General features: G+C 56.2%; 16 protein-coding genes and 4 pseudogenes. 4 read left to right on the forward strand and 16 right to left on the reverse strand.

The features are described from left to right. Nucleotides 1-50: 50 nt before the first annotated feature. The 5 genes and pseudogenes from RVAN_RS06180 to RVAN_RS06195 all read right to left on the reverse strand — a co-directional run bounded on the left by RVAN_RS06180 (nucleotide 51) and on the right by RVAN_RS06195 (nucleotide 8009). Complete coding sequence (locus tag RVAN_RS06180; RefSeq protein ID WP_013418899.1) at nucleotides 51-2138, reverse strand: TonB-dependent receptor; 2088 nt, start codon at nucleotides 2136-2138, stop codon at nucleotides 51-53. 356 nt (nucleotides 2139-2494) lie between these two features. Beyond that, nucleotides 2495-3571, reverse strand: coding sequence for a siderophore-interacting protein (locus RVAN_RS06185; RefSeq protein ID WP_169309523.1), 1077 nt, complete (start codon nucleotides 3569-3571; stop codon nucleotides 2495-2497). A gap of 186 nt (nucleotides 3572-3757) precedes the next feature. Next, nucleotides 3758-3865: pseudogene (locus RVAN_RS21115) on the reverse strand (IS481 family transposase); the annotation flags it as partial. Between the two features lie 57 nt (nucleotides 3866-3922). Then, nucleotides 3923-5128, reverse strand: a complete 1206-nt coding sequence (locus RVAN_RS06190) for a cytochrome-c peroxidase (RefSeq protein ID WP_013418901.1) — start codon at nucleotides 5126-5128, stop codon at nucleotides 3923-3925. 13 nt (nucleotides 5129-5141) lie between these two features. Then, nucleotides 5142-8009, reverse strand: a complete 2868-nt coding sequence (locus RVAN_RS06195) for a TonB-dependent receptor (RefSeq protein WP_013418902.1) — start codon at nucleotides 8007-8009, stop codon at nucleotides 5142-5144. Nucleotides 8010-8175: 166 nt separating this feature from the next. On the opposite strand from RVAN_RS06195, the gene RVAN_RS06200 reads away from it, so the two are divergent. Then, on the forward strand, nucleotides 8176-8997 hold the full coding sequence (locus tag RVAN_RS06200; RefSeq protein WP_013418903.1) for a HEPN domain-containing protein: 822 nt from the start codon (nucleotides 8176-8178) through the stop codon (nucleotides 8995-8997). Here RVAN_RS06200 and RVAN_RS20045 read toward each other — a convergent pair. From RVAN_RS20045 to RVAN_RS20055, 3 genes are all read right to left on the reverse strand, one after another. Continuing rightward, nucleotides 8980-9141 (reverse strand): hypothetical protein, encoded by a 162-nt coding sequence (locus RVAN_RS20045; protein ID WP_013418904.1) that lies wholly within the window; start codon nucleotides 9139-9141, stop codon nucleotides 8980-8982. The genes RVAN_RS06200 and RVAN_RS20045 overlap by 18 nt on opposite strands. Nucleotides 9142-9401: 260 nt before the next feature. Next, nucleotides 9402-9614: a hypothetical protein gene (locus RVAN_RS20050; protein ID WP_155942357.1), complete on the reverse strand. Its 213-nt coding sequence runs from the start codon at nucleotides 9612-9614 to the stop codon at nucleotides 9402-9404. Between the two features lie 34 nt (nucleotides 9615-9648). Beyond that, on the reverse strand, nucleotides 9649-9939 hold the full coding sequence (locus RVAN_RS20055) for a hypothetical protein (protein WP_155942359.1): 291 nt from the start codon (nucleotides 9937-9939) through the stop codon (nucleotides 9649-9651). Nucleotides 9940-10078: 139 nt separating this feature from the next. On the opposite strand from RVAN_RS20055, the gene RVAN_RS06215 reads away from it, so the two are divergent. Next, nucleotides 10079-11044, forward strand: a complete 966-nt coding sequence (locus RVAN_RS06215; protein ID WP_013418485.1) for an IS481 family transposase — start codon at nucleotides 10079-10081, stop codon at nucleotides 11042-11044. Between the two features lie 190 nt (nucleotides 11045-11234). Here RVAN_RS06215 and RVAN_RS06220 read toward each other — a convergent pair. From RVAN_RS06220 to RVAN_RS21065, 7 genes and pseudogenes are all read right to left on the reverse strand, one after another. Next, nucleotides 11235-12156, reverse strand: a pseudogene (locus RVAN_RS06220) (IS1595 family transposase). A gap of 86 nt (nucleotides 12157-12242) precedes the next feature. Next, nucleotides 12243-13223, reverse strand: a complete 981-nt coding sequence (locus tag RVAN_RS06225) for a FecR family protein (RefSeq protein WP_013418906.1) — start codon at nucleotides 13221-13223, stop codon at nucleotides 12243-12245. A gap of 44 nt (nucleotides 13224-13267) precedes the next feature. Then, nucleotides 13268-13774 (reverse strand): RNA polymerase sigma factor, encoded by a 507-nt coding sequence (locus RVAN_RS06230; protein WP_013418907.1) that lies wholly within the window; start codon nucleotides 13772-13774, stop codon nucleotides 13268-13270. 83 nt (nucleotides 13775-13857) lie between these two features. After that, nucleotides 13858-14081: pseudogene (locus RVAN_RS20060) on the reverse strand (IS5-like element ISRhru5 family transposase); the annotation flags it as partial. Between the two features lie 3 nt (nucleotides 14082-14084). After that, nucleotides 14085-14195 (reverse strand): annotated as a pseudogene (locus RVAN_RS20765) (IS481 family transposase); the annotation flags it as partial. A gap of 217 nt (nucleotides 14196-14412) precedes the next feature. Continuing rightward, complete coding sequence (locus RVAN_RS06240; protein WP_342411032.1) at nucleotides 14413-15240, reverse strand: HsdM family class I SAM-dependent methyltransferase; 828 nt, start codon at nucleotides 15238-15240, stop codon at nucleotides 14413-14415. Continuing rightward, nucleotides 15189-15446: a type I restriction-modification system subunit M N-terminal domain-containing protein gene (locus RVAN_RS21065; protein ID WP_342411033.1), complete on the reverse strand. Its 258-nt coding sequence runs from the start codon at nucleotides 15444-15446 to the stop codon at nucleotides 15189-15191. Before RVAN_RS21065 ends, RVAN_RS06240 begins: the two co-directional genes overlap by 52 nt. Nucleotides 15447-15844: 398 nt before the next feature. Here RVAN_RS21065 and RVAN_RS18745 point away from each other — a divergent pair, with 398 nt between their 5' ends. Next, nucleotides 15845-17329, forward strand: coding sequence for a caspase family protein (locus RVAN_RS18745; protein WP_013418909.1), 1485 nt, complete (start codon nucleotides 15845-15847; stop codon nucleotides 17327-17329). A gap of 17 nt (nucleotides 17330-17346) precedes the next feature. Next, nucleotides 17347-18114 (forward strand): N-acetylmuramoyl-L-alanine amidase family protein, encoded by a 768-nt coding sequence (locus RVAN_RS19545; RefSeq protein WP_013418910.1) that lies wholly within the window; start codon nucleotides 17347-17349, stop codon nucleotides 18112-18114. A 178-nt stretch (nucleotides 18115-18292) separates the two neighbouring features. Here the strand turns inward: RVAN_RS19545 and RVAN_RS19550 are convergent. Continuing rightward, a protein-coding gene (locus RVAN_RS19550) for an IS5 family transposase (protein ID WP_155942360.1) occupies nucleotides 18293-19053 on the reverse strand; the annotation gives its coding sequence in 2 pieces (ribosomal slippage) (nucleotides 18293-18720 and nucleotides 18720-19053; 762 coding nt in all). Nucleotides 19054-19095: the final 42 nt, after the last annotated feature.

Here is a 19095-nt window from a genome sequence, read left to right on the forward strand (position 1 = left end):
AAGTCCCGCCGCACGCATCACCTGAACCGGCGGAAAACTTGATTTGGGCGTCAGAACTTGCCCTTGATGCCGACGCCGATCATGCGCGGTTCCAGCATATTCGCCGCTACACCGCCTATCGAGCGGTCCTGATACTTCCAAAGCGGGGTGCGCTCGTCGAAGACGTTGTTCACATAGGCGTAGAGTTGTGTGTTGTCGGTCCAGTCGTAGGAAATCCGGCTGTTGGCGACGGTAAAATTATCGACGTGGTAGAGTGGGTTATTGTCGTCTGCGGAATAGTAGCCGTCCGTATGGCGCACATCGATGCTCCACTTGACCTTCTCGATGATATCCCAATCGATGCCCGCGCTCAGCGTGTAGCCGGGAGCGTTTCCGAATTTGTTGCCCTCGTTGACCGCATTACCGGCCGCGTCGGTATATTCGCTGATCCGGGTGTGAAGCAGGCCAGTGCCCGCCCTAATGCGGAAGTCGTCTCGAAGTTGATAGGTTCCAGAGACTTCAAGGCCGTACGCCTCGGCGCTATCGGCGTTAACGACTATGGCACCATACAAAATGCTTCCAAGATAATCGTCTTGAAGTCTTTGGGCATTGGAATAGTCCGCGTAGAAAATGTTGCCGGTCAACGTAAGCTTGTTGTCCAGCATTTTGGCGCGAGCAAAAAGTTCATAATTGTTAACCGTCTCCGGATCGAACGTAAGATACTTACTGTTCGCAAAACTCAAATTTACGCCACCGGGGGTATAGCCCTTGTTGAACAGGACGCCGACCGTCACGTCCTGGATGAGCTCATAAGCGAGCGAGACCTTCGGTAACCACGCGTCGTAAGTTTCATCGAAGTTGAGATACTGACCGGGCGCGAAGCCTGCCGAACTGCCCCAACGTTGGGTATTGTCGCGCTGGTAGCGCAGACCGCCGGTTAGCGTCCAGCGATCCGTAAGCTTGTAGGTCGACTCGGTGTAGATGCCGACATTCAGCTTCTCGTCGTCGAAGCTGGATATGCCACGGTTGTTGAGCCAGTCTTCCGACGTGGTGTGGGCGATAAAGACACCTGTGACGCCGCTGAGCCGCGAGCCGACGTCGCCGTAAGTCACTCGCGCTTCGTTCGTGATGTTTTGCTGATCGATGGTCGCTGCGCCGAGAGTTTCCGGTATGATCGTGCGGGCGATATGCGAACTCGAAATCTGCGACTGATTGAAAAGCTTGATCTCACCGCCAAGATCGTAGGACAAGTCGAGGACGCCGCTGTCGGTATCCTGCTCGTAGGCCGGCATTGATCCTGTCCGGTTCTTGAGATCTTCATACGGAGCCGAGGCGGCTTCGTAGGTTGGACGGCTATTATAGGTGTGTGCATATGTCAGCTTAGCCGTCAAGCCGGGGATGTCCGTCGGTGTCCAGAGGAGTTTGGCGCGACCGTTCAAGGTTTTGAAATTGACGCCGTTGTCACCCGTCGCAAAAGTCGGATTGGTATAGTCGATGAAGGTCGAACGACTCCAGTAATCGAGAGTAAAGCGCGCGGCGAGTTCGTTGTCGATAATGGGACGGTTAACCATCAGCGACGTGCGGCGCTTGTCGTGGTTTCCGACTTCGACCTGATATGCCCCTTCCGTATTGAAGGTCGGATCGTTGGTGTTGACGATGATCGCGCCGGCGATAGCATTTGCGCCCTGAGTGGTCGTTTGCGGACCGCGAAACACCTCGATGCTCTTGACATCCCAGATCGAGGTTCCCCCGTATACAAGCTCATAGAAGTTCGAATAGTGGCCGTCGAGATTGACGGTCGCGCGCGGTATAGTGCCGCCGAAGAACGCCGTCGACCCGAAATTCGACCCTTGTGTATCCTGCCCGCGGATGATCGGTGCACCGACTGTGCCAGGATAGACAACATTGGGAATGTCGTTGATTGCATCGGCGACGGTTGCTGCGCTTTGCTTCTTGGCGAGATCCTCTGCACTTATCACGCTTACCGAAGACGCCGTCTCCATGATATCGCGCTCGATCTTTTCGCCGGTGACGGTGATCGTGTCGAGGGCGACCGTCCCTTCCTGCGCGAACGCTTGTTGTCCGCTTGCCGATACAACAACCAACGTCGACGCAAACGCCATCGTTGCGGCATAAGCCGCCCTGCTGCCCCACAACATGCCCAATTACTCTCCCAAGTGCCTGTTAGAAATGCCCGGCACAAAGGATGAATTGCGGAGACAATTATTTCAACTCTCTGCGATCAGTTTGGCGAAGGTTTCTTAGTTAGTGTGGCTTATATATTTATAATATTTTATAATTGGACTATACAACTATAGTTAAATTATTTCTATAATTGCTGCCACCATCAAACTATTTCATATGGAGCAAGCGATTTCACGGCAGCGACAACAGCTCCCGTTCTTGCAGCAGAAATGCCGCCTATTCGGCGGACGCTGGTCTGTCCGCCGATGGCGTGCTGATACGAAAAGGAGCTTTGCGTTGGATCTGGGCGCGATGTGCGCTCCCGGGTGCCTCAGTCGTCCCGCTGGGGCGTTTCCGCGACTTCTTCATCGCTCGCGCCTTTCCGCCAATAGGCGACGACGAGTTGCTGCCCTTTCTTCAACCCGCGCTCCTTGCGCAGGTGGGCGCGGATGGCTTTGAACGCATCGAATTCACAACCGACCCATGCGTAGACGGAGGAAGGATCGGCGGGGAACTCGATGCTGCGAACGGCATCGGTCAGAAGGGTCGTCGTGCCGGGAGCCTCGCCGTTGCGGTGCAGCCATCGCAGCTCGATGCCCGTGCGGTTCGCGATTTCCACTTCGCACGCTTCGTCCGCGACCTCGATCAGCGCTACGCCGCGCGCGGTCCCCGGCAGAAACTCAAGCATCCGCGAAATAGCGGGAAGCGCCGTTTCGTCGCCCGCGAGAAGATACCAGCCGCGATCCTGTGGAACCGAACTGCCGAAGGGGCCGGCCACACCGACCACGTCGCCCGGCTTGCAGTTTGCGGCGAAGGCCGCGCCAGGCCCGGCGTCGTCGTGCAGAACGAAATCGACCTCCATCGTGCCGGACTGCGGATCGCAGCGCCGCGTCGTGTACCGGCGTATGCCAGGCCGCGCCATCCCCTCGGGCCAGCACAACAAACCGTCCTTGCCGATCGTCGGTACAACCATCGTTGTACCCGGCTGCGGGATGACGAGGCCCATATGAAGATCCTCGTCTGAGGCGAAGCGGGCGAGGTCCGACCCCGCGAAGGCGATCCGCCGCATGTGCGGAGTGATGTCGCGGATTGCACGAACCCGGATCAGTCGGAAATTCGGCGGCGTCATGATTTCGCCTCCGTCGCCAGACCAGACGATGTCCGGCTCCGGATCGCCAGCCAGTTCCTTGACGTGGCCAGCGAGCGCCATCCGCATATAATAGAGACCCAGCATCTCGTCGGCTTCCGCGCGCAACGAGATCATGTCGAACTCCGCTGACAGATAGCCAGTGCCAAAGGGAAAGGTTACGACATAAGCGGCCTCTTCGCGTCGCACCTCCGCGTCATGATCCGAAAAATGTTCGCACACGCTTTCGATGACGCGGATTGGATCTTTGACAGTAGCCACTGCTGTCGCAACGAGGCGCATTCTTCCCCATGTCTTTAACGCCGAAATCATCTATCGGCGTTACAGCCTATCGACAACAATAATCACAAGCAACGATGTTCTTAGTTTCAGAATTACAATTATTTTAACTATCACAGGCGAATAACCATCGAGCATATTCGCAACATTTTAGCATTAAACGCGTTAACTTACGGGATGCGCGGGACCGAGGATCCTCAGGCTCTCTTGACTATTTTGTATCGCTCGACGGACCGCCTCTGTCGTTGTGGCGCTCCCGTGAAGAACCTGGACCATAGCGCATCCTTCCATCCCAACGAAAAGATTGCACCATCAAAACCTGGGATCAAACAGCTAAAGCGCTTTGAGGAATTCGATGAGTGCCTGGCGCTCTGCTGGCGTGAAGTTGAATTTTTTAACGAGCGGCGAGGTCTTCGCGGCAGCGCGCATGAGATCGTCCGTGGTTTGTTTGTCGTTGATGGGACGCGTCTTGCCGCCTCCAATCTCGTAGAAGATGACGACGCGCCGAAGATCCGGGATCAATCCGTTGTGCATGTAAGGCCCCGTCTTCGAGACATGCCGCAGGCTGGCTGTGCGGAACCGGCCAACATCGTCCTCAAGCCCTGTCACTGCTTGACGGCCGAGGTCGCCCAGCGGTCTGCCGAGCAGGGAAAGACCGAGATTGTGATAGCGCTCGTCGGTGAGAAGCGGGCCGCTGTGGCAGTTCATGCAACCGGCTTTCGTGCGGAAAAGATGCATACCCCACACTTGTTCATCGGTTAGCGCTGCCGTATCGCTCTTGAGGAAGCGATCGAAGCGCGTCGGGCGCTCAAGAGTCGTTTCGAAGGCGGCGACGGCGTCTGCTACCCATGCGATATCGATCTGATCCGAACCATAAATGCTGCGGAAGCGCTCTCGATAGATATCGTCCTTTCCGAGACGCGCGGTCACTGCGCTGAAATCGTGAACCGCCATCTCGATCGGATTCGTCATGGGCCCGAGCGCCTGCTCCTCAAGCTTGGTAACGCGACCATCCCAGAAAAGAGCCGGACGATAGGCGGCACTGAACAGCGGCGGCGCATTGCGCTTGCCACGCTTGCGGTTGTGGCCGAAAGAGGAACGCAAACCATCGCCCCAGCCGAGTTCCTGGTTATGGCAATTCTGACAGGCGATCTGCCCGGAGACGGACAGGCGCGGGTCTTCGAACAGCATTCGGCCAAGCTCGACCTTCGCGATTGCGATACCGCTTGGCTTCGGCCGGATTTCGAGCGGCGCGAATTCGGCGACTTTGGCGTCTGGAAGCAAGATGGGCGCGGGCCAGGCGGCCCGTGCCCTTTCGTAAGCCATGCGAACGCGACCGAGCGCTTGAGCGTCGGGATCGGCCGGAAAATCCGCTACCAGTTGCTCGGCCTCTGCCTTCAGCGCCGCAAATCGCGCCGCTTCCGTGCGGACGACCTCAGCCTTGTGGTCTTGTTCATGGGTGTGGATGAGGAACGACACGGCGACCGCAGCGGCCGCCACGCCGAAGAAGAGACGTCGGGAAAAGAGCATGTGTTTCATGTGATCGCAATCTTCAGAAGGTTGCCTTCGCCCCGACCCAGACCGTGCGCCCGATAATCCAGGGGCGCGCGTTGGTGGCGGTGGCATTACCCGTCTCGTTGAAGACGTTGTCGATACGCCCGTCGACGGTGAAGCTTGTATCGCCTTCCTTGAAGAAGGTGTACGCGCTCGCAACGTCCACCGTGAAACGAGAACTATAGTCAAAATCCTCGTATATATCGTGGGTTACACCATCGATACTGATTTTTTCTTCTGTGTCGCGAATGCCGCGGAAGGCAAGGTTGTAGTTGCCGAAGATATCGAATGACAACGCGTCGTCGAACCACTTGCTGGTGAAGCCCATCTGAAGGCGCATCGGAATATCGAGGTTTCCAAGCACAGCGCCGAACCCACCGAGTGAGTACGATTTGCCATTGTACCAGATGCGATCGTCGATAAGATCATCCACGTAATAGTTGTTGTGTGAAACCCTCTGGCGGGACCAGGTGAAAGACGCGTTGAAGGCGAGCGCGTCCATGTGCGGGATTGTCAAAGGATTGAGGCGCTTCAGATATTCGCCCGTCACCGACTCATAGAAGCCCTTGCCGTTATTCGTGAGAGTGTACGTCGTGCCGTTAGCGTCGGAGGCATATTGGTCGAACGACCGACGGTCGAGGAAACGGATACGCCATGAGCCGTCGAGAAGCGGTTCCTTTCCCGCCACGGAAATCGTGCGCTCGTCGCTAAAAGGCGTGTCGAGGCCGGACGCGCTGTTGGTGTAATTGCCGGTGATGACTCGTGCCGTCCAGCTGTCGCTGACAGTGCCAGACTCATGCGCTCTGATGTAGGCCTGCCCGCGCGGTTGCTGATCGCGGATGGCATAGGCGAGGCTGTTGGCATTATAGTATCGATTGTAGCCCGCAGATACGGATAAGTCCTCGAAAGGTGTCACGGTTGCGACCAGGCGAGGCGCGATGTCGAGATTGTGCATGTAGCTGTCGAGGCTCACACGCGCACCCGCCCGCACGTTGAACCACCGCCATGTCTGGTCCAGTTCCGCGTAGCTGCCGAAGTCGTGCAATTGGGCGTCGATGTCATAGGCGCGCCAAACCGTCTTTATGTTTGAGAACTGCTCCTTGCTGCATTCCTCGGACGTTTTGCTGCAATCGAACCGAGAGACCTTCGCGGTGTAAGCGGTCGTGTACTGGCTATAATAAATGAAGTCCTCGGGGCGCATGCGTTGCGCATCGGTATAGGCATAATCTGTACCGAAGGAGAACTTTCCGAGAAAAACATCGCCCGTTACCGCTTCGGACCACGAGACCTGTTTTTGTTTCTGAAGGGAATCTCCCCACGCGCCATCGTAGCAGAGGGTCGCCTGCTTTAGAGTTGGGTCTGTTCGACACCAGTCCGACAGCTCGGTAGACGTCCAAACGACTTTTCCGTTAGCGCCGGCCGGCGACCACTCGGTCTGCTTCATCTGGCGCGCAATATTGCCGCTGGCGTCGTCAGTTGTTTCGCTGCCGCTGTAGCTCATCCGCGAGGTGAGCTTCACATTGCCGAAACTGATGCCCGCAAACGCCTGATCTCCGATTTTGTATGTGTTTTCGAGCTTCGCCGTGAGCGTATCCTTGCCGATATCCATCTTGAAATCCCGGTAGGTGTGGCTCTCCCAAAGCTGCCGGTACGTATCGTAGATGACTTCGGCCGAGAATTCGCCGTAGCGGGTGTCCGCATTTGCCTTGAAGCGGTAGAAATTCTTGTCTGAATCCTCCTCCGCACGCTGGGAATAATACCGATACTGCTTATCCTTATGGGTGAGAGCCTCTTCATGCGAGACCTGACCCAGGATCGACAACCAGTCGTTGACAGGGCCGGAGACGGTGAGGCTCCCGCGCTTCTTGATAAAGTCCGGTTGCTGGACATTGTTCGGGTTGGTTTTGGTCTCAGTCTTGAGGTTGTATTCGGCCCAGTCGCTCGTCGAATAGTCGGTCGTGACCGTTGTACGCAGGCGATCTTTCGCCGGTTCGTTCAGTTTGTAGGATACGACGCCGCCCTGGAAGTTGCCGTACTGCGCGGACACGTTGCTATCCATGACCGTTGCGGTATCGAGAAACTCGGCCGGTACATAGACCGTCTGCGAATGAAGACCGTAGATGCGGTCTGCGACAGGGGTGCCATCAGACAGATCTTCATCGCCATAGCGTTCGACACTACCGGCGACGTTGTTGGTTGGCATGCCGTCGATTATGAAGTTGTTCTCGTAAACTCGCGCACCGGAGATGGACATTTCCTTCGGCTTGAGGTCGATCACGGACTGATCGTCATCGCCGCCATCCTTCTTCGCTTCGTTCTGATACTGCACGTTTGGAAGATTTTTCAGGATGGCGTTGGCATCGCCGGTTCCATCCTTCCTGACCTGCAGAAGGTCTCCGGACATGACGGTTGTCCCGGTGTCCGCTGGTGCCGTGCCGAAGAATTGCTGCCCTGCGCCATCCTCCACCACGATCTCGTCCAGCGTCTCACTCCCGTTGAGAGGGGTGACTGCTCCTCCAGCGACAACCTTCGCTGAGGTCGCGGAGGTAAAAGTGTAGGACAACCCGGTGCCTGCGAGCAGAGTGCGCAATGCTGCATCGGGCCTCATGTTGCCCCCTACTGAAGATGAGCGCTTACCCGAGGTCGCCGATGAAGGTGCGAAGATTGCAACCCCTGTTTGTCGCGAGAAAGCGACGAGCGCCGAAGCCAGTGGCTGCGCCGGGATGCTGATTTGTCTGCTGGCGCTTTGCTGCCCAGACTGCGCCAGAACACTCTCGAACGACGTTGAAAAGAAGAAACCGACCCCCGCGACGCAAGCCGCGATGGCTCTCGGCGCGCGCTTTGCGCGCACGCGTGCCTTACTCATGCCCCAACCCCTTGCCCAGTTTCGAGGAGGCGGCCCAGTGCCTCCATTTACGGAGACACCAGCCGCGGGCGGAGCAATTAGCGGCTGCGGTCTTTTTTTGGCGATATTATACTTGCCAAACCCGCCAGACTCAAACTAAGCATTTCCAGCTTTCAGGAGGTTCGCTATGACCGCGCCTGAAGCTGGGCCGCCCGTCCCATTTCAACCCTACGGGCTCGTGAGCCTGTGGGATATGTTGGAAATTGATGCTCAAGCCTTTGTGGTGGCTGTCGAGTCACTGAATGCAATAGATGCCCATTTGGCACATCTAGACCTTAGCGATGATAAGATCATAAACGACGAGGATACGATTGCAACCATTGCAAGTCTTCTGCTTGATCTCAATAAAGCGACGGATGCCATATATGCACCCGTAACCGAGCAAGCACTAGCTCGCCTAATGGAGCTATTAGTAAACAAGAAATGCAAAGAAACAGAGCTATCAGGAAAACTTAGTGACATCAGGCAAAGACTTAGAGATGAACTTAATGGCACCACTTTTTTTGTCCTAGAGGAAGTATACGCAGATCTTTATAACGGAACTATTGATTATTTCGGCTTCGACATCGGGGTAACTTTTTCGAGTCAAGCAGAGGCGGACATCGAAGAAGCTGGTAAGTGTTTAGCTCTTGGACGTGGAACCTCTTGCGTTTTTCATTTGATGCGCGCCATGGAAGCTGCGGTCAAGGTTCTTGGCTCCAAACTCGGTGTAACAAATACTGAAAAGGAATGGGGAAAGATTCTTAGTGATTTGGGGCGCAAGATTGAAGATATGCCTAAAGGACCATCGCGTGATGAATGGTCAGCCTGCCACGTAAACCTCTACCACGTTAAACAGGCGTGGCGAAATTCGACCATGCACCCGAAAGAAACATACACTGCGGAACAGGCAAGAGAAGTGCTTCTCTCCGTGCGTATTTTTATGCGCCAGCTAGCGACACTGGTCTGATGTTTTCTTCTTGGGCTTCGATAGCTTGTCAAAAGCCTTCTCAATTTCAGGAAGCCGCTTTTCTATTTCATGCTCTTTTGCGGCTTCCTGAAAGCGTTTGAACTGCTCTTCAGACGTGAGGTCAGGCTCTTTCTTCTTAGGCATCTTGTCCTTCTTGTCTATCCGGGGCTTGTGGTTTCTTACCCTTCTCAATGAGGGTGAAAACTGGAAAGGTGGTGCTATTCCAACTTGCCAATTCGTGTCCGCATACGATGCAATTGGCGCTATCCTTATCTCGAACGGGCAAGCGATGCTCTACAACTGAGTAGAGGGAGCCGCACTCTTCACAGGCCGTGGTTCCCTTATTGCTTGATCCCCAGACTTTAACCATTGAGTATATCCTCCCGCTTGGCTTCTCCCAGAGGCTAATCAGACAGGAATTTGCCAGAAAAGCTTACCTTTGAAACTACCGGCGTTCCAAGCTGCTCTTCAAGTGCTTGGCGAGCAACAGCGGCGACCTTGGCTCCATCCACGGAGGCAGCCTTGGTGTCTGCGTAGCCCTTGGTGTTGCGCTTGCGAATAATTTCTGTGCCAGCGCGCTCGGCAAAGGCCGTTATAACAAGTTCTGGCCCTGTCATCTCATCCCGCAGGTTAGCTTTCTCTGGCAGTCCCTTATACGGGGAGTTTGAACCCATTACATTCTGTAATGGTTTGGCTCGCACCTTCGGTCCTGAGCCGAGCCTTCATCACCCGCCAATAATTGGCTGGGTCGGCGCTGTCAGAAAGGACGCCGACGACATCGACAACGGCAAAATGCAAGTCCCCACCATGGTAGATAGCGCGAATAGGCTTCCCATCGAACTCCATGACGTGAATATCGCCATCATGGGCCTTCTTGGCTTGATATTCGGCGAGACCGTTAAAGTTGCGCACGCGCTGACGTTCTTTTTTCACAACAGGCATAGGCTTTCGTCTCCTCATATCTGGGGGCGTAGGCTTACAATGGCAGGGGGCAAGGACTTACAAACTTGGCGCGATACGCTAGGTGTTTGATCCCGGCATTTGATGGTGCATTATTCTCCCTCGGCTGGAAGGATGCGCTATGGGACAAATTCTTCATGGGAGCGCCACAACGACTGAGGCGGTCCGTCGAGCGATACAGCATAGTCAAGAGAGCTTGAGGGCCCTGGCCAAGCGCTACGGCATCAACACGAAGACGGTCTCGAAATGGAAGAAGCGCTCATCCGTCGCCGATGTGCCGACTGGACCGAAAGAGCCGAAATCCACGGTTCTGTCGGTCGAGGAAGAGGCGATAATCGTCGCCTTCCGCAAGCATACGCTCTTGCCGCTCGACGATTGCCTCTATGCGCTACAGGCGACGATACCGCATCTGACTCGCTCGTCGCTGCATCGCTGTCTTCAACGCCACGGTATTTCTCGGCTGCCGGACGTCGAAGGCGACAAGCCCGCCAGGAAGAAGTTCAAGTCCTATCCGATCGGCTATTTTCATGTCGACATAGCCGAAGTGCAGACGGCCGAAGGCAAGCTCTATCTCTACGTCGCCATTGACCGCACGAGCAAATTCGCCTTCGTGCAACTCGTCAAAAAGACCGGCAGGACGTCCGCTTCAGCCTTCCTCGTCGCCCTGATAGAGGCAGTTCCCTACAAGATTCACACGGTGCTCACCGACAACGGCATCCAGTTCACGTTTCCGCCGCGTTATGCCGATGGACCAACGGCCAGATACATGACGCACATGTTTGACATGCGATGCAGCGAGAACGGCATTGAGCACCGCCTCACCAAGGTCAAGCATCCCTGGACAAACGGCCAGGTCGAGCGAATGAACCGGACGATCAAGGAGGCGACGGTCAAACGCTATCACTACGACCGTCACGAGCAGCTCGAAACCCACCTATCGGACTTCATCAACGCCTATAACTTTGCTCGCCGACTAAAGACCCTCAAAGGCCTCACGCCTTATGAGTTCATCTGTAAATGCTGGACGAATGAGCCGGAAAGATTCAAGATCGATCCAATCCATCAAATGCCGGGACTGAACAGCTAGGTGCGCGCCCACATCGCCGCTGCTCGCGACGGATTGCCGCAACTATCCTGCTCAAGCTCACACGGAGTCAAGTGAGGCTGGTGCATTCCCAACAACCAATGTTTGCGTGTCTTCGGGTTCGGAATGCGTCGGGTTTGAACGACGCCTACGTCGTTGTGGTTTAGGAGGCGAAGCGCTGCTCGGATTTCCCTCAATGAGCTGTCGTTCGATAGGTGAGGCGCTTGCCGACGACACCTTCCACGATCTTTCCAGCGCGGGTTTCGTCGTTCACGCCTTTGGCGACGCGGTTATTGTAACGGAAATCGAACTCCGCGAGATAACGGTGCAAGTGCTTCTCGGCGCAATGCTGATAGACGCCCTTCATACCGCGCTTGAAGATGGAGAAGTAGCCTTCGAGGGTGTTGGTGTAGCACTCACCGCGCTTCCATACGTCCTTGCTGTGGTCCACAGCTTCATGGCCCGAAAACTCGCGGCCGATGGCGATGTAGTAGCCCGCTTGATCGGTCATCAGGCGGCTTTCCTTGTTGAGGTTCGCGTCAACAATCGGCTTGATGTTGGCGACGTCGGCCTTGTCAATGACGAAGCTGCGCACTTCGCCGCCGCGCTCAACCAAGCTGAGCACCGCCTGCTTGTGAGCATAGCCGCGCGCGTTCGGATGCTTTACCGCGCCTTCCTTCTTGCCGATGAAGGTTTTCATCCGCTTCAACGATGGAGCCGGGGCCTCCCATAGGAGTTGCAAGGCTTCCAGTGCGCATAGCCTCGCGGATGCGGTGAGACATGAACCAAGCAGTCTTGAGGGTCACGCCCAAGGTGCGGTGCAACTGGTTTGAACTGATGCCCTTCTTGCTGCCAGCGATTAGGTAGAACGCCTGAAGCCAGATGTGCATCGGGACATGGCTTTTCTCGAAGATGGTGCCCACCTTCACGTTGAACTGCTTGCGGCAAGCGTAGCATTTGTAAAGGCCGATGCGGGTTGCCTTGCCTTGCATCTTGCTAACGCGCTCTTTCTCGCCGCAATGAGCGCAAACCGCACCTTCCGGCCAAATGCGGGCTTCAACCCAAGCATAGGCCGCTTCTTCGTTTTGAAGATGTTCCTGAGAAAGCAACGACATAGCCGAAATCCCCGTGATTTCCCTATTATATAGCACGAGGTTTTGGGTTTGGCAAGTATAATATCGCCCTTTTTTTGGGGGCGGTGCTAGTTGGCCACGAGCGCGGTGAACAGGCTCGTTGCGCGGATCACGCGAAGATCGAGGCTTTCCGCTATGGTGTCGAGCGCATCGTCGATACGATTTTTCTCGAAAACTGCGGTGATCCTCTTCTGGCCGGCCACGGCGCTCAGGAGGTCGATGCGTCCGACACGATAGCGGCGCAAATCCGCCAGCACGGCTTCGAGCGGCGTATCGATAAAAACAAGCTGATCGCGCCGCCAGGCTTGAATTGCGTCGAGATCCGCGTTTGAAGCAGGAGAGACGGCTTTCTGGTCGAAGCGCACCATCTTGCCTTGCTGAACAGACGCGGTATTGCCACCCGCCGATGTGACCGACACGCTATGCTCGGCGACTGCGACGGCTACCGCGTCGGTGATCTTCACATTGAATGCGGTGCCCCGCACTTCGATCTCGCCTTGAGCCGTCGCAACGATGAAAGGTCGCGCAGCGTCTTTGGCGACCGTGAAAAACGCCTCACCTTCAAGAAGGCGGACTTCACGATGCGTGGGTGAGAAAGCCACATCGATAGCGGTCGCCGAGCCAAGCTCGATTTCCGAGTGATCGTCAAGGAGCACTGTGCGGCGCTCGCCGATGCCCGAACGGTAATCCGCGAAGCTGTGCGGCATCCATGCCCATATCAACAGCGCGCATAACACAAGCGCTGCGCCCGAAACCCTCGAACCGAAGGACAGCGCACGGCGGCCAACGACGTGGGGTGGCGGTGTATGCGAGGGCATCAGCAGCGAAACGTTTTCCCTGCCTGGCCTGCGCAGGCCTAGAGATTGTGGGGACACATGATCGAGATTGCTCCACAACCGCTCGATCTCACCCCATGCGCGGGCGTGAACCGGGTCGGCATCGCGCCAGGCAAGAAAGCGCTCACGATCCTCGTCGGTGGCGGAAGCGTCGCGAAGCACGAACCACTCAACGGCGTCATCTTCGACGGAATGTCCATTCTTCGCGGCCATAGGAATTCTCGGATAGCAATATGCATCAATGAAGTCGAAAAGTTTCAGTGTTCCTGGAGACACGCCCGGAGGCGGCCAAGTGCCTTCACCATATGCACCATCACGGTGTTTTTTGCGATGCCGAGATGTGCGGCGATCTCCGCATAGCTCAGCCCCTCATATTTGTGAAGCAGAAGGACTTCCCGGCAGCGCGCGGGCAGTTCAGATATAGCGGCTTCAAGCGCCGCTATTTGCTCTTGTGAAATTATCTTGGCATCGGCGAGCGGGGCCGCATCGGCGACATTGTCGTCAACCTCCGCGCGCGGATCAATGACCGCCGCCCCGCGACGCGTCCCTCGCATGGTATTGCTGGCAACCGTTTCAGCTACCCTGTTGATATAGGCTCGCTTGTCCTGAATATCGGCACCTGAAAGGCGCAACAGGCGAACAAACGCATCCTGCACAGCGTCGTCTGCGGACGACGCCGATAATCCTCGCCGTTGCAATTTGCGCTTCAGCCTAGCTTGCTCGTTCGAGTATAGAGCGGCGATACCGAAATGATCGATGGTCATGATAAGGAGGTGGCTAAACGCACAAAAACGATTATTGCGTGAATATCGCAGGAAAATTTGTTACGCAATATCAATAAATTAGAGCTATTATAATAGTACCTCGCTGTCAGCGCCAAGCCGATCGCGCGGCCTTCGGCGTCGACAAGCGCGTGGATCTTGCTCGTAAGCCCGCCTCGGGAACGTCCCATGCCCCGATCCATGCCCCGCTCAAGTGCCCCCTTTTTGCGGTCGCTCCGTGTTGATGGACGCGCACGCAGGTGGAATCGATCATGACGATGTGGCCGTCGTAAGCCTTTGAAACCGCATCGAGATCGTTGATGTTGTAGCGCCTCGCGAGTTCCGCGATCGGAGCTTCCGATCGCTGTAGTTTCGTTCGAACGGCGTGCGTTGTCGTGGCGCACCCGTGTAGAACCTGGCCCATAGTCCCTCCCGCTGTGACGGTGTTAACAACACACCATCACACGCCGGGACTGAACACCTAAGGTAAACTCCTCATACTTTCATATCCTTGGGAGTCACCCAAGGGATATTTCCCTTGTAGAATTCGGGATTGCTTTTTGATGGCGTCCCTCCTCCCTTAATCTCGACTAAAATCACCTATGAAAGCGCGCCTCACGCCAACGTCTCCTCAAGCGTGTTCAGCCCTTCGGAGATTCCGCCTCAATCGCCTTCAACTCCGCGATGATCGCGGCGGGGCTTTCATGCTCGACGTCCGCGTGCTCGACCTCTCTGTAGCGGTTGAGCGAGAGGTCGTAGCCGCCAGAAGCCACGATGTCGGCCTTCAACACCATGAAGCTCTGTGCCGTGCGCGGGCGCGCGGCCTCTGTCGCCCGATCCTGCCAGCGCGCCAAAATGTCGGGCAGGTTGTTTTTCGCGTGTTCCTCCGGCGTCAGCGCTTCGTCCGGCAGCGGGCCAAGCTTCGTGCCGTCGAGCAGCGCCGTGCGCTTGTCGTCCAGCGAATAGCCATCCGCCTGCATGTCGTAGAACCAGACGCGATCCGTGCCGCCGGATTCCGTCTTGGTGAACACGACGATGGCGCAGGACACGCCCGCATAGGGGCGGAACACGCCCGAGGGCAGCTTGATGATTGCGTCGAGCTTCTGATCCTCGACGAGGATGCGGCGGATCTCCTTGTGCGCCGTGGACGAGCCGAACAGCACGCCGTCCGGCACGATCACAGCCGCGCGCCCGCCGGTGCGCAGGAGGCGCAGGAACAGCGCGAGGAAAAGCAGCTCCGTCTTCTTCGTCTTGACGGTGGCCTGCAGGTTCTTGGCCGTGCTGTCGTAATCGAGCGAGCCCGCAAACGGCGGATTGGCGAGCACAAGGCTGTAATTGCCGGCGTCCGCGCTGTGCGCCTCGGCGAGGCTGTCGCGATAAGAGACATCCGCGTCTTCCACGCCGTGCAGCACCATGTTCATCGAGCCGATGCGCAGCATGGTGTTGTCGAAGTCGAAGCCGTGGAACATCTTCGAATGGAAGTACGTGGCAAGCGCACGATCGGCTTGCCGAGGCGCTGCGCCTTGTTTTCTTCGAGCGTGTGCAGTTCGTCGAGGCGCTTGATGAACAGGAGGTAGGTGATCTGCTCGATGACGGAAAGCGGGTTCGATACCCCGCCAGACCAGAATGTATTCCAGATTTGATCGATCTGGCTGCGGATGTGTCCTGTGAGCATGGAGACGGGTCTGCCTTATGTGTCCGCGCGCTGCCGCTTCAAACGCATCGTTGCCGGTGCGTCGGAAAGGCTTGCTGCACCGGCTATCGGCGACTGTCAAGGTTGGGGTTTGGGGCCTGCGGGGCGGCGCACAGGCGGGGGCCAATGACGCGGCGGCATTGGAGAGGCAACGGTGCAAGACGCAATGGGCTCAACGGGAGAGCCAGGAAATTGCGCACCCTAAGTTTTGTCGAGGATCGGCCTGTGGGGACGAGGCACGCCGCGGTCTTGTCGCCTACGAAGTGGCAGCCGTCGTCGCCTTGAGTGGCAGCCCATGATGGATATGGCAGAGCACGACTTCCAAATCCATCCCGATTAGGTTATTGCTGGCAGGGCCTCACGATCGGAGCCAAGGGATAATGGGCACACTCCGCGTCGATCATTTGCTTTCGCGCTTTTTTATACTGGCGCTGCTTTTTATCGGTCCTGCCAGCGCTGCTTTCGCCGAAAAGCGCGTGGCGCTGCTTGTAGGCGTCGACGCCTACGACAATCTAGAACCGCTGAAAAAAGCCGTCGGCGACGCTAGGGCGATCCGCGACCTGCTCACCGAACAGGGCGATGTCGAGATAGCAGCCTTCCTGACTAACCCATCGCGCAATGAATTCTGGAATGCATGGCAGGGCTTTCTCACCCGCCTTCGCGAGGGAGACGAAGCCATCGTCGCTATTTCGAGCCACGGCATTGAGATCGAGGGCAACAATTATCTCCTCGCGAGAGATGCGCCGCCATCGGGCGCAGGCCAGCGCGTGATCCAGCAAAACGCCATTCGCTTCGGCGATCTGATGGAAGACCTGGCGGCCAAAAATCCGCGGGTTGCCCTCGTCATCCTTGATGCCTGTCGCGACAACCCCTACCGCGCGAGGGGCGAAAGGAGCTTAGGCGGCGAACGCGGCCTAGGCCGTATCGATCCGCCGCGCGGGACTTTCGTGCTGTATTCGGCGGGCGCGAGCGAGACAGCGCTCGACCGGCTCGCCGAAACCGACCCAGAGCCGACTTCGGTTTATATCCGCAATCTGCTGCCTCTGCTGAAAACACAGGGATCCAAGATTCAGGATGTCGCCGTCGCCGTGCGCGGCAAGGTTTCCGATCTTGCCTATAGGCAGATGCGGCACCAGCAGAACCCTGCCTATTACGACAATCTGAAGGGAAGCGCGCCCTATTGCTTCGCGGGATGCGCCGCACCAGCCAAGCCACAAGCCGCCGCACCGGTTCCACTCCCAGCGCCACAAGCGAGCTTGGCTCCCGAGGAACCATCTGAACGCGGCACAGAACGCGTCGCTCCATCATTCAACTGCAACGGTGTCAATCTAAACTCAGTCGAGCTAAAAATTTGCCATGTTGCGCAACTTGCTCGCTTGGATCTCGAAATGCAACGCGTCTACGACAACTTGCTACGAGCTTCAAAATCAAATGTCACCGCTTTCAACACACTTGTATCAGATCAAAGGCAATGGCTAAAACTCCGCAGCATGTGCGGGCCAAGCGAAAACTGTATAGATGCTGTTTATAAACGCAGGCTGGAAGAATTGAATGAGCGGTTTAGCGTGTCGCTTCCCAACGAAACGGAACGCGTCGCTCCGTCATTCAACTGCAATGATGCTAATCTAAACCTAGCCGAAATCAAGGTTTGCCAAGTCGATCAGCTTTCCCGCTTGGATATCGAAATGCAAAAATTATACGATAATCTGATTCAAGATTTGAGGTCAAATGTATCCGCTTTCAAATTGCTTGTATCAGAGCAAAGGCAGTGGCTTAAGCTGAGAAGCATGTGCGGCGCAAATGAACTATGCCTAACTGATACTTATAAACGCAGGCTGCAACAGCTAAAATACCGGCTTGGCTAGGTGAGGAGAAAAATAACATGCGGGAATACGCAATAACTTTTGTGTTACTCACGCTTCTTTCAGGAACGGCGGTCGCTCAGGAAACACCGCCAACTTGTGATCGCGAAAACTTTAAGGTCGCTATCGACGTTGGCCACAGCGAACAAGCGCCTGGCGCGACAAGTGCAAGAGGGGTTTCGGAATTTTACTTCAATACAGAGCTATCAAAAAAAATAGGAGAAGCCCTCACTAGCAGCGGGTTTCGAAATGCCATCTTAAATGAAACAGGTGGCGGCGTAGAATCATTATTGAGACGCGCTCGTCGCGCTTCTGAACTGCAAGCAAATCTATTTATTTCGATACATCACGATTCAGTACAGAAGGAATATTTGAAAGCCTGGATGTTTAACGGGCGAACGCATTACTATTATGATGGATTTAGTGGATTTTCACTCTTTGTGTCGAAAGAAAATCCTGGATATGAAAGAAGTCTTGCATTTGCGAAGGAGCTAGGGGCGCAGCTTATATCGCATGGTCGGATATTCTCGCGCCATCACGCTGAACCAATAAAAGGAGAGAGTAGAGAAATTGTTGACAACAAGAATGGGATATACCGTTACGATCACCTTGTTGTATTGAGAAGAACATTGATGCCGGCGGTTTTGCTCGAAGCGGGTATCGTTGTAAACCGTGAGGATGAAACCCGCCTAGCTGATCCCGCTTATCAGGAGACCACAGCCCGCGCAGTTGCATCGGCTGTAAATGCATTTTGCAATAGTGTAAGCGGAGAGTTGAAGAACAGATAGACTCTTTGCTTTGCCCGCTACGCGTTCGGAGCCAAGGGATTACGGGGACACTCCGCGTCGGTCATGTCTGGTTAGCCTTTATATAATGATCGCGGAAGGACTGTTCCCCCCCAGTGGGAACGGCGAGCGCCCCTAACAGGCTGTTGAAAAAGCCGCTCGCGGCTAGGCTCAGGACTCATTATTTAGGCAACCAGAAGATGACGGTTGCGGCGATGAGTATGGCGGAAAAGAAGGTGTGGGCGCATCGATCGTATCGGGTTGCGACGCGGCGCCAGTCTTTCAGTTTTGCAAACAGGTTTTCGATCCTGTGTCGCTCCCGGTAGAGCGCCCTGTCGTAAGGGTAGGGCCGCTTGCGGCTTCTGGACGACGGGATGCAAGGCGAGATGCCTTTGTCTTCAAGGGCTTGCCGGAACCATGCGCTGTCATAGCCCTTGTCGGCGATCAGCGCGTGGGCATCCGGCAGCGCGTCGAGCACCAGCGCCGCGCCCTTGTGGTCGCTCAACTGCCCCTCGGTGAGAAGCAGGACGAGCGGCCGACCTTTTTCGTCGCAGACCGCGTGCAGCTTCGAGTTCAGGCCGCCCTTCGTTCGTCCGATAAAGCGGGGTAAAGCCCCTTTTTGAGCAGGCTCGCCGCCGTGCGGTGTGCCTTGAGGTGGGTCGCGTCGATCATGATGCGCTCTGGCCTGGGTCCCTCTCCGGCAAGGCTCGCGAAGATGCGGTCGAACACGCCGAGCCTGCTCCAGCGGATGAAGCGGTTGTAGAGTGTCTTGTGCGGGCCATACGCCTTCGGCGCGTCTTTCCACTGAAGGCCGTGCTTGATGACGTAAACGATGCCGCTCACCACACGGCGGTCGTCGACGCGCGGCACCCCATGCGACAAAGGAAAAAACGGCGATATCCGCGCCATGTGGCGCTCGCTCAGCAAAAACAGATCGCTCATCGAATCAAAGCCTCCTCGTCTCCGGCAAGGCTTTGAATCACA

This window comes from Rhodomicrobium vannielii ATCC 17100 (assembly GCF_000166055.1).
Taxonomy (GTDB): domain Bacteria; phylum Pseudomonadota; class Alphaproteobacteria; order Rhizobiales; family Rhodomicrobiaceae; genus Rhodomicrobium; species Rhodomicrobium vannielii.

What these genes read in the sequence shown, in the direction of transcription:
- RVAN_RS20050 (WP_155942357.1), bottom strand. Translation starts at nt 9,614, where the DNA reads ATGACAGGGCCAGAACTTGTTATAACGGCCTTTGCCGAGCGCGCTGGC.
- RVAN_RS06225 (WP_013418906.1), bottom strand. Translation starts at nt 13,223, where the DNA reads ATGGCCGCGAAGAATGGACATTCCGTCGAAGATGACGCCGTTGAGTGG.
- RVAN_RS06215 (WP_013418485.1), top strand. Translation starts at nt 10,079, where the DNA reads ATGGGACAAATTCTTCATGGGAGCGCCACAACGACTGAGGCGGTCCGT.
- RVAN_RS06180 (WP_013418899.1), bottom strand. Translation starts at nt 2,138, where the DNA reads ATGTTGTGGGGCAGCAGGGCGGCTTATGCCGCAACGATGGCGTTTGCG.
- RVAN_RS20045 (WP_013418904.1), bottom strand. Translation starts at nt 9,141, where the DNA reads ATGCCTAAGAAGAAAGAGCCTGACCTCACGTCTGAAGAGCAGTTCAAA.
- RVAN_RS06230 (WP_013418907.1), bottom strand. Translation starts at nt 13,774, where the DNA reads ATGACCATCGATCATTTCGGTATCGCCGCTCTATACTCGAACGAGCAA.
- RVAN_RS20055 (WP_155942359.1), bottom strand. Translation starts at nt 9,939, where the DNA reads ATGCCTGTTGTGAAAAAAGAACGTCAGCGCGTGCGCAACTTTAACGGT.
- RVAN_RS06240 (WP_342411032.1), bottom strand. Translation starts at nt 15,240, where the DNA reads ATGTTCCACGGCTTCGACTTCGACAACACCATGCTGCGCATCGGCTCG.
- RVAN_RS19545 (WP_013418910.1), top strand. Translation starts at nt 17,347, where the DNA reads ATGCGGGAATACGCAATAACTTTTGTGTTACTCACGCTTCTTTCAGGA.
- RVAN_RS06200 (WP_013418903.1), top strand. Translation starts at nt 8,176, where the DNA reads ATGACCGCGCCTGAAGCTGGGCCGCCCGTCCCATTTCAACCCTACGGG.
- RVAN_RS18745 (WP_013418909.1), top strand. Translation starts at nt 15,845, where the DNA reads ATGGGCACACTCCGCGTCGATCATTTGCTTTCGCGCTTTTTTATACTG.
- RVAN_RS21065 (WP_342411033.1), bottom strand. Translation starts at nt 15,446, where the DNA reads ATGCTCACAGGACACATCCGCAGCCAGATCGATCAAATCTGGAATACA.
- RVAN_RS06195 (WP_013418902.1), bottom strand. Translation starts at nt 8,009, where the DNA reads ATGAGTAAGGCACGCGTGCGCGCAAAGCGCGCGCCGAGAGCCATCGCG.
- RVAN_RS06190 (WP_013418901.1), bottom strand. Translation starts at nt 5,128, where the DNA reads ATGAAACACATGCTCTTTTCCCGACGTCTCTTCTTCGGCGTGGCGGCC.